Origin of the sequence: Vibrio sp. 1CM23M, assembly GCF_023161755.1 — a bacterium.
Classification (GTDB): Bacteria; Pseudomonadota; Gammaproteobacteria; order Enterobacterales; family Vibrionaceae; genus Vibrio; species Vibrio coralliirubri.
Genome location: NZ_JALNTR010000011.1, coordinates 124,364 through 132,356, shown reverse-complemented (window position 1 = coordinate 132,356; position 7,993 = coordinate 124,364). Strand labels below are relative to the sequence as shown.

Here is a 7,993-nt window from a genome sequence, read left to right as displayed (position 1 = left end):
TCAGTGATGGTTGGCACATCATCCGTCACCGTGATCTTCAGATCGATCGCATTCGATTTATCTTGGTCGAAATCTTCTGCAACAACAGAAAAGTTAAGGTTAATCACGTTTTCATCGGCACCATCAGGGTGCTTAATTGGTTTAAACAGTTCGAATTGATAACTGTTATCTGAGGTATCGAAAATAATCTCGAACACCACTTCACTACTCGTTGCTGTTTGAGCAACGTAAGTAAATGTTGTGCCGCTTTGCGACACAGCTTGCCACTCTAAACTTTCTCCATCAGAGGTTAAGCCAGTAAGAACCAAATCTTCATCAACCAGTTCATACTTCACAACACCATCGGCGCCTTCATCAACCGTGAATAACCCATTAATAATGGTATCTTCAGATTGATCTGAACCAATACCAGCAAGATCGTCTTCATCGACAACCATTTCACCAGTCGGCGCCGTCATTACTGGCGCACCATCAAGCACCTCGATTGGCAATACATATTGGTTAGAATCATCGCCATCACGATCAACAACAACAACATCAAACGGTATGGTTAATGTATCGAGGTTGCTCGGTGTCGTAGCGTGATTGAGAGGACCAAGCAAGGTAAACGTGTAAGCACCATCATCGGTCAGCACTAATGTGAAGATTGGCGTTCCGCTCGCGTCAGTTGCGCCTTGGTAGGTGGTCGTGTTAGCAGCACCTGTGACCTCAGTGATCTTAATACCTTCATTGCCCGACGATAGCGTCGCTTCCAGCGTTGAGATATTGCGTAGTTCGTAAACCTCAGCTTGGTCAGCACCTTCTGTGGTAACAAACGAGCCTGTCGCCTGAGCGACAACAGTGCCTAAATCATCTTCATCAACGACAAACGTACTCGCAGCAGTCGTATCAGTGATGGTTGGCACATCATCCGTCACCGTGATCTGCAGATCGACCGCATTCGATTTATCTTGGTCGGAATCTTCAGCCACAACAGAGAAATTAAGGTCAATCGTGTTTTCACCCGCGCCACCAGGGTGCTTAATTGGTTTAAACAGTTCGAATTGATAGCTGTTATCTGAGGTATCGAAAATAATCTCGAACACCGCTTCATTACTCGTTGCAGTTTGAGCAACATAAGTAAATGTTGTGCCGTTTTGTGAAACAGCTTGCCACTCTAGACTTTCTCCATCAGCGGTTAAGCCAGTCAGAACCAAATCTTCATCAACCAGTTCATACTTCGCAACGCCATCGGCGCCTTCATCAACCGTGAATAATCCATTAATAATGGTATCTTCAGATTGATCTGAACCAATTCCAGTAAGATCGTCTTCATCGACAACTGTTTCCCCTGTAGGTGCTGTCATCACTGGTACATCATCTTTTACATTGACGAGAATCTCTGCGGCTTCTGGTGTACTCGAACCGCCAGATAGTGCAGAGCGATCTCCATCCGCATCAACGGCATAAATTGGCAATGCAAAAGTTAACAGCACATCTTCAGCGCCTTGATGTGAAAGGTTTTCATAGAGGTTAAATTCATAGTTACCCAATGATGGGCTATCAACTTTTACGTCAAAGACAGTAATTCTCGATCCATTGACCTCAACATAACCTTCGTAAGTTCTTACACCATTAGTTTCGTCAACCAACTCGAGTAGCACCGCCGCACCATTAGAAACCAAGGTGGCATCCGTATTAAATTCCGTCGGCTCCAGTTCATAATGGTCGATGATGTCGCTTTCGAAAATATCGGCAGTGATACTTCCGCTCCCCGCTACGGGAGCGGTTCCCTCTTGTGAGCCACCAATGATGCCTGCTTCATCGACACTAATACTGTCGACATTGGTAATAACTGGGCTATCGCCATCAGAGATAACAATGTTGATGTTATGGGTTACAACATCTTGGTCGAAATCGGTAATCGTGATCGGTAAATCGAACATCAGTGAATCGGTGCCCACTTGTTCTATGGGATTAAACTGCTCGAATTTATAAGTACCATCGGTATCTAGTGAGATAGTAAGAACAACCTCACCTCGGCCTTGAATGGACAAAGTGATCGTTGTCCCATCATCAGATAGCCTTGCAAGCGTATTTTGATTATCGCTGAGTATTCCATCAAATTGGTCCAACGCACTCGCATCAAAAACGGCTGATTGAAGGTTATCACTGCCAATATTGGAGAATGTCCCTTCGATTGGAACATTGCTTGTTTCTACGTTACTGATATTGACACTTTCAGCAGACGGATCGGCCCCATCAACCACGGCAACTTGTGCATTGATTGGTGTTGCTAATGGGTTTCCCGCGGTGTCTTCACCTTGAATATCAAAAGTGATGTTAATTTGATCGCCTGTATAGGAAACCTGACCACCACCAACAGACGTTACGTGATCAATTGGTTGAGAAATCGTTGTGGTCAGTGAAAGCTCAGCGTTATTTCCAACACTAACAACATCGATGTCGATGCGTAATACTTCATCGGTGCCTTGAACACCAATGATAGAGTTCGTCGCCGCATCATAAGTAAACGTAACGGGCTGACCACTTGAGGTTATATCACTGTTTAGCTCTGTGAGTAGCGAAGCGAGGGACAGTGCTTCTGGAGCAAAAGAATCAGGGGAGAGCGCTAAACTACCAGCAATAATCGTTTCGGTAGTTGTAATAGATTGGGGATAGGTATTGCCAGAAATGGAGCCTTCAGTGAGCACTTCACTGATTGATTGACCGCCCGATGAACGAGTTATTGTTCTGAACTCTTCTCTGTCTTCATCAACCGTTTGTTCTGCTAGACCTGCGGTCTCAAAAAATGTCGACGGATGAGTTTCTGTGTAGTTGTAGTCAATCGTCACAAAGCCGGCGTTTGCTGAACCTTGCCCACCACCAGCAGCCGTTGCTTCTAAGATTTGGGTCGGATCGGCACCACCTAAAATGGCTTCTTGGATAGCAGCAAATTCATCATCATCAAAATCTCCTGCATCGGCTTGCTGTAAGTCAAAATTAACTTCTCCAGCGATCGGAGCATCAGCCCACGCTAGATCCTGGTCAACACACCCAACACAATTACTGCCTACCTCAGTGACACCGTTTGGGGTGCCTAATACAAGCTCTGCTTGGTTGGCAGTGATAACAATCTCGTTCTCACGAATAATATCACCAGCTGAAATTTTTCGTGCGCTTCCGTCAGACTTAACTACGATGACTTCTCCACTCACTGCCTCAACAACTGCAGCTTGGCGCGAAACTTCAATACCCATATATCCCCCGTGGTCACAAAATGCTGTATTGCTCAACATCGTGAAAATGATAGTAATAGCGGTTTCAGGCTTAAATTATATTCAGAACTTATTCTCTTCATTAACAATCAATTACGTAGGCTGATGTATGTGATGAGTCTGTTCCGTTTCGCCTGTTTTTTTTATAGTTTACTTAACCTTAAGCCTAGTCTTCCTTATCCGAAATGTCATGTCTGTGCGAAGTGACTTCTTTTCACAAATCTAGGCATTCACTTTAGTTTGTTCATGGACTAAGCAAAAGTTTATAGGGTGTTGATTAATATGCAATAAAATGCATAATATAATTACACCTTAAATTTTTATAAATATATACAGTAATAAGGTTGATAAATCATTAGGATTTATAGGCAATTAATAAGGTCGAGATATACCTAAACCCCAAAGAAGAACTAAATCCCATATTTGAGACAAGGTTCAGCACAAAGCTGATGAGAAACTGTTCAAACACCATATATGGCGCCAATTACATGCGCAACTGCTGGAGTATTGAATAGGTATGCAGGGACAATGAGTAGAAGTTGTAAATGGATATTTCGAGGAATCCAAAAAAAAGCCCACTAAGTTAAACCATAGTGGGCTTTAAAATCAGTATATAGCGTTATGCTGTTAGCAATGACACACTATTATTTAGCAAGGCGATTTGCAGTCCAGACGTAAAGTAGCTCGAGAGCAATCGTCGCACCAGCCAATGCTGTAATCTCGCTTTGGTCATACGCTGGAGAAACCTCTACAACGTCCATACCAACCATGTTGATACCTTGCAAGCCACGGATAATTTTCAGAACTTTATCTGAATTCAAACCGCCGCATACCGGAGTACCTGTACCCGGAGCAAAAGCAGGATCCAGACAGTCGATATCAAACGTTAAGTAAACTGGCTTATCACCAACAATGCCTTTCACTTGAGCAATGATCTCGTCCACGCTCATGTCGTTCGCCTGCATCGCGTTAATAACGTTAAAGCCGTGGCCTTCCTGCTTGTACTCTGTACGAATACCAATTTGCACTGAATGTTCAGGCGAAATTAAGCCTTCATTTGGCGCATGGTAGAACATAGTACCGTGATCGTAACGACTACCCTGACTGTAAGTGTCAGTGTGCGCGTCGAAGTGAATCAGAGCCATCTCACCGTACTTCTTGCCGTATGCTCTAAGCAAAGGCAGTGTAATGAAGTGATCACCACCTAAACCTAACAGAGTTTTACCACTGCTTAGAATCGCATCAGCAGCCGCTTCTAAACGTTGAGTTAAGTCTTCTGCATCACCGCAATCAAACACAAGGTCGCCAGCATCAATCACTGAGGTGTGTTCAAATACATTGAAGTCCCAAGGGAATTTTTTACCTTCCCACGCCAAGTTAACTGACGCACGGCGAATCGCATCCGGTCCCATACGCGCACCCGGACGACCAGACGTCGCCATATCTAACGGCGCGCCTAACACAACCACATCAGCATCGTTATCGATTGGGTTTTGCACCAATGGACGACGCATAAACGTCATCGCATTGGAATACAGCGAGTAATCTGGTTTCGTAAATAGATCGTTCATTAAAAATCCTCAAGATAGGTGTAACCCATCAAGCCTTGCTCTAACTCTTCAAGTACGCTTTGCTGCTCTTGCGCTGGTACTTTCGCCGTTACCAATTCTTTGTAGTTCTGACGAATTAGGTCCATATCGATATGAACATAACGCATCATGTCTTCAACCGTGTCGCCTTCGTTGATGTAATCGATATTCGCTTCACCACTTTCATCAACGTTGACCACCACACTGTGCGTGTCACCAAATAGGTTATGCATATCACCCAAGATCTCTTGGTATGCGCCTACTAAGAAGAAGCCCATCAGGTAGGGTTCGTCTGGGTTCCATGCAGGCACTGGCAACGTTGTTTCAATGCCTTGACCATCAACATACTGATCGATCGTACCGTCAGAATCACATGTGATATCCAGGACTACTGCGCGTCGCTCGTCCGCATTGTCCAAACCACTTAGAGGCAATACAGGGAACACCTGATCGATACCCCAAGCATCTGGCAGCGATTGGAACAAAGAGAAGTTCACGAAGAACTTATCTGCCAAACGCTCGCTCAACTCATCCAAAATAGGACGGTGGTAACGGTTCTTAGTACTCATACGAGAGCTAAGTTCATAGTTAATACGCAAAGACATCTGTTCTGCCCAAGCACGGTGCTGAAGGTTCAGCATGCCTGTCGCAAATTGGTTGTGTGCTTCTGCGATATCACTTTGCGTGTCGTTGTAGATCTCAATCAGCGCGCGGTCATCATTGCCTGCATCTAACTCCAAGAAGTTCTTCCACATGTTGTTTAGCAACAGTGGTGCGTCTGCTTCTGGTGCCGCCATGTCTTCTGGCGAGTAGCTTTCGGTACCAATCACGTTAGTCACTAGTACTGCATGGTGCGCAGTCAGTGAACGACCAGATTCCGAAATAATCACAGGCTGTGGTTGATTGTAGAGCTTACAAATATCCCCTACTGTCATCACGATGTTGCGAGCGTACTCAAGCAAGCCGTAGTTCATTGAGTTTGAAGATTGGCTGCGTGTGCCGTCGTAATCGACCGCCAAACCGCCACCAACATCTAGGAACTTCAGTTGAGCACCGATATCACGCAGTTCACAGTAAAAACGAGCCGCCTCACTCACACCATTTCGCACATCACGAATATTCGCCATTTGTGAGCCAAGGTGGAAGTGTACTAGCTCTAGAACATCCAGTTGATCTTCTGCTTTCAAGCGTTCAATAACGGTCAATACTTGTGATGCAGACAAACCGAATTTCGACTTCTCACCACCACTTGCTTGCCATTTACCTGCACCTTGAGATGCAAGACGAATGCGTAGACCTAAACGAGGTTTCACGCCAAGCGCTTTTGCTTCAGAAAGGACAAGATCAAGCTCTGACAACTTCTCTAAAACGATGAATACTTTGTGGCCTAGCTTTTCGCCAATAAGCGCAAGGCGGATGTATTCTCTGTCTTTATAACCATTACACACGATCACTGAGCTCGCTTTTTGAGCCAGCGCCAATACCGCTAATAGTTCAGGTTTACTGCCCGCCTCTAGACCTAGTTGCTTCTGCTCTAATTGAGCTTGGCTTGCTAAGATCTCGTCAACCACTTCTTTTTGCTGGTTAACTTTAATCGGATAAACCAGTAGGTAACGGTTGTCGTACTGATATTCGTCGATCGCTTGGTTGAATGCGTTACAGATATTGTGCACACGTTGATGCACTATTTGAGGAAAACGCACAAGAGCAGGCAAACCAATATTTCGCTGCTCTAACTGTTTTACGATCTGACTTAGCGGAACTTGATGATCGGTTTCGCTCGGTGAAACATACACCTCACCGTTATCATCAATTCCATAAAAACCTTGGCTCCAGTGCTTTACATTATACTCAGCACGGATGCGTTCCAAATTAACCGAATTTTCCAATTCTAGAGACCTCACACTATAGGGCCATCGACAGAAGATACCTCTTTGGAATAGCGAGGTATAACCCAACAAAAAGCGTTCAAAAACGATTTGTTGGCTGCATTAACCGATATTATTAAGAGCGAGTCCAACCATTGATATTTGTGGTTACGATTATGTTTTTTTATCGACAGATCGACTTAAAGTGACAGGTAAGGAATTACAAGGTTTTAGGGTAAAAAACAGGCTGAAGCGCATTAAATATAAAGCAATTTCTCACATTAAATTAGGGAGAAAAAATGTGCAGAAACCATAAGATTTTTAGCAAATTGAGTGAGGTTAAGTCAGAGTTGTGACAAATATAAGCACTTCACAATCTGAACTCTCGCTATCACCAACACAGCTTGTATCCTGTTACCTCATACCTATTGATGAGTGTTAAATCATGTCTGAAATGTACACGACCTACGCAAAGCAATACGACTCTGCTGCTCGCGATAATATTTATAATGCCCTATTAGAACGCCCATCAACCATAGCCTTACTAGACGATGTTCAAGGGCTCGACATTGTCGACCTTGGCTGTGGCTCAGGTATTTACGCGCAATGGTTTATTGACCAAGGTGCAAACAAAGTCACGTGTACCGACCTGTCTCAAGATATGGTTGACCTAGTGAACGGAAAACAAATTCCCAATGTGACCGCATACGCACAAAATGCAGCTCTGGGTTTACCCAAAGAGGCTGATAACAGCGCTGATGTCATCGTGTGCCCATTAGTACTGCATTACATTGAAGATCTAAAACCTGTCTTTGATGACATTTATCGCGTTCTAAAACCGGGCGGCTACATCGTGTTTTCCACTCACCACCCTTTTGCTGACTTTGAGTGCACCCTTTCAGGTAACTACTTTGAGCGCGAATTCATTCAAGAAGAGTGGAACACGGTCGGCACACCCGTTCAGGTAAGCTTCTACCGCCGTTCATTAACCGAGCTTTGCCAAGCTGTCAGCCAATCTGGCTTGCTGATTTCACAAATCACTGAAGGGACAATCGACGAGAAGGCCAAGGCCATCTCTGAAGAAACGTACGAGCGCCTATCGAAAAACGTTAACTTCATCTTTATGCGTTGCGAAAAAGTGTCTGCCTAGCCCGCAAGTAAATCGCGTGTGTCTTTGATTGCGTCAAAGGCACTTTTTATCTTCCTAACCATCTCAACTCAGCACCCGCTCAACTGAACAAAAAATAAACTTTTCTCGTCCATACCTTGTATTCGATTC

4 protein-coding genes are annotated in these 7,993 nt (G+C 44.4%); 1 reads left to right on the top strand and 3 read right to left on the bottom strand.

The genetic code is table 11. The features are described from left to right. The 3 genes from MSG35_RS21710 to speA all read right to left on the bottom strand — a co-directional run. The coding region (locus MSG35_RS21710) for a retention module-containing protein (protein WP_248384993.1) at positions 1-3,239 on the bottom strand (3,239 nt) is incomplete at its 3' end. Between the two features lie 662 nt (positions 3,240-3,901). After that, the gene (gene speB / locus MSG35_RS21705; RefSeq protein WP_050633387.1) at positions 3,902-4,828 is read right to left on the bottom strand and encodes an agmatinase; all 927 of its coding nucleotides are present in this window, start codon (positions 4,826-4,828) and stop codon (positions 3,902-3,904) included. Continuing rightward, on the bottom strand, positions 4,828-6,735 hold the full coding sequence (speA, locus tag MSG35_RS21700; RefSeq protein ID WP_048609979.1) for an arginine decarboxylase: 1,908 nt from the start codon (positions 6,733-6,735) through the stop codon (positions 4,828-4,830). The genes speB and speA overlap by 1 nt, the downstream gene beginning before the upstream one ends. 424 nt (positions 6,736-7,159) lie before the next feature. On the opposite strand from speA, the gene MSG35_RS21695 reads away from it, so the two are divergent. Next, positions 7,160-7,864, top strand: a complete 705-nt coding sequence (locus MSG35_RS21695; protein WP_172379664.1) for a class I SAM-dependent methyltransferase — start codon at positions 7,160-7,162, stop codon at positions 7,862-7,864. Positions 7,865-7,993 lie beyond the last annotated feature (129 nt).